Below are 2,313 nucleotides of genomic sequence, written 5' to 3' on the forward strand. Positions count from 1 at the left end.
TACCAGCCTTCAATGGTTTCAATGGGGAAGTTATTGTAAAAAGTGGCATTAAGTTCAATGCTGTTGAACTGCGTAGCGTAGTAACCCAGCTCGTCTTTAACGCCTTTGGGATAAAAGCTTTTCAGGTCCGTTTTATTCCATTTTGCACAGCCAATACGAATATCCGGTTTGCCTTTACCCTTTGTACTGCTCAATATTCTTTCATTTTCAGGTGCATCGGGCGGCAATGTAAAATCGATCAATGCGGGGTTATCAACTTTTCCGAATTTCATATTGTAAAGGGATTAATAGTTGTGCAAATAGTGGTGAAAGTCATTTCATTATCTTCCAAAATCATCCTGAACCCGCACGATATCGTCTTCGTCGGAAGGATTTGCAGGGTCGGTATGCTGCCAGATTTCAGCAACAAACCCCCATTCATCAACACCTACCAACCGGTGGCGTTCGCCTTTTTTAAGGTCTACAACAGTCCCGATCGGCAATTGGCGCAATTCGGTTTCTTCGTCTGTATCACTGATCACAATTCCTGCACTTCCGCCAATCACTTTCCATATCTCGGCGCGACGGTGGTGGTACTGCCACGACAGTCTTTTATTCGGTGCAACTACGAGGATCTTCGGGCTCAACTTTTCGTAGCCGGCAAAATCTTCCAGTGAAAGGTGAGGGAAGAATGTAGAGATAAACTGCGGCGCCTGGCTTTCATCCAGTACAAAAAAACCTCCCCACGGGCGGGAGTGATCCTTGCTGACAACTGTGAAGCCTTGCTCGTCGATAAACTGCTGGACTTTTGCGAATACAGCGTCCTTGTCAGCATCTGCTGTGAATGATTGTATCATAAAAAGGAATTAACCTGATTAAGGTGAGTTTCAAAATTAGGATAAAAAACAAAAAGATGCCCTAAAATATTCAGTACACCTTCTGGGCAATATCTGCTTATTTATACTATTTGTCCCAGCAGAATTTAGTTGTAAATCGGTCAGTCATAACTGTATCCGAATAATAAATAGTTAAAAAAATGCCGGGTTGACTGTAATACATTTTCAACATTAAGTTGATATATTTAAACATTTAACCTGACACTTTATGAATGAAATTTACCGCGAAATCACACCTTTGACCCAGTACGACTGCTTTACTATTTTTTCCCGCAGTAAGACCATTTTTGACTTTCCACTACATACCCACGACGAATATGAGCTCAACCTGATCCTGTCGGGGCGTGGTGTAAAACGGATCGTAGGTGACCACACAGAAACGATCGATGATGCTGAGCTTGTGCTCGTGGGTAATAACCTCCCGCACGGCTGGCTTACCCACACTTACAAGTGGCAGGAGGGAATGCCAGAAGTAAAGGAAATCACCGTTCAGTTTCACCGCGACCTTTTCGATGACAAATTTCTGAAACGCAACCAGCTTTTCTTTGTGCGCTCGCTGCTGGAAAAATCGGCAAAGGGGATTGCATTTTCGCGTGAAACCATCGAACGCATTCTCCCACGCTTTCAAGCGCTCGGTCAAAAAAGCGGGTTTGATTCCATTCTGGAGTTAATGTCCATTCTGCACGACCTATCCGTATCCCGGAACATGCGGACATTATCAAACAGCACATTTACGGGTGAGAGTGTCAATTACAACAGCCGCCGCATTGAAAAGGTATTTGCCTTTATGCAGGATAACTATGACAAGGAAATCACGCTGCCCGGTATATCCAAGCTCGCGGGAATGTCGGAGGTGTCTTTTAGCAGGTTCATCAAAAAAAGAACCGGAAAAACATTTATAGAAAGCCTCAATGAAATCAGGCTGGGCCACGCTTCCCGCTATCTGATTAATACCAGCAACACAATCTCGGAAATCGCGTACAAATGCGGGTTCAACAACCTGTCGTATTTCAACCGCATCTTCAAATCAAAAAACGGCTGCACGCCGAAGGAATTCAGGGAGAATTACTCTGGGACGCGGACGTTTGTTTAGTTTTGGAGTTTATGAGTTTAGAGTTTATGAGTTTAGGGTGTTGAATAGGGTTGTTTTAACAAAATAAAAGAGCTCAAAGCCCAGTAAACCGGAACTTTGAGCCCTTTATTTTCAACTCATCAACTCATCAACTCATCAACTCATCAACTCATCAACTCATCAACTCATCAACTCATCAACTCATCAACTCACTAACTCACAGACTAAACTTTCACCATCCACCCGAAAACGTCTTCTTGTTTTCCGGTACGCAGGTCGGTGAGGTAGTTTTTGACTTTATTTACAAATGAATCTTCTTTGATCTCTGGTAAAGTATAATCCACGCCTTCGAAAGCGATGGCGGCG

The 2,313-nt window shown here is 43.5% G+C and carries 3 protein-coding genes; 1 reads left to right on the top strand and 2 read right to left on the bottom strand.

The features are described from left to right. Together ACTIE6_RS22875 and ACTIE6_RS22880 are read right to left on the bottom strand one after the other, a co-directional pair. Nucleotides 1–272, bottom strand: a 272-nt coding sequence (locus tag ACTIE6_RS22875) for a DUF72 domain-containing protein (RefSeq protein ID WP_439558839.1), incomplete at its 3' end; no start/stop codon positions are given. A gap of 48 nt (nt 273–320) precedes the next feature. Next, nucleotides 321–836 carry a phosphoheptose isomerase gene (locus ACTIE6_RS22880; RefSeq protein WP_439558840.1) on the bottom strand — a complete coding sequence of 172 codons (516 nt, stop codon included), beginning with the start codon at nt 834–836 and terminating at the stop codon, nt 321–323. Nucleotides 837–1,083: 247 nt separating this feature from the next. Between ACTIE6_RS22880 and ACTIE6_RS22885 the strand changes: the two genes are divergently transcribed. Then, the gene (locus tag ACTIE6_RS22885; protein WP_439558841.1) at nt 1,084–1,968 is read left to right on the top strand and encodes an AraC family transcriptional regulator; all 885 of its coding nucleotides are present in this window, start codon (nt 1,084–1,086) and stop codon (nt 1,966–1,968) included. The last annotated feature ends 345 nt before the right edge of the window (nt 1,969–2,313 follow it).

It is taken from the genome of Dyadobacter sp., from assembly GCF_051859145.1.
Lineage (GTDB): Bacteria > Bacteroidota > Bacteroidia > Cytophagales > Spirosomataceae > Dyadobacter.

Coding starts and splice junctions, on each gene's coding strand:
- ACTIE6_RS22880 (WP_439558840.1), bottom strand. CDS start 836: ATGATACAATCATTCACAGCAGATGCTGACAAGGACGCTGTATTCGCA.
- ACTIE6_RS22885 (WP_439558841.1), top strand. CDS start 1,084: ATGAATGAAATTTACCGCGAAATCACACCTTTGACCCAGTACGACTGC.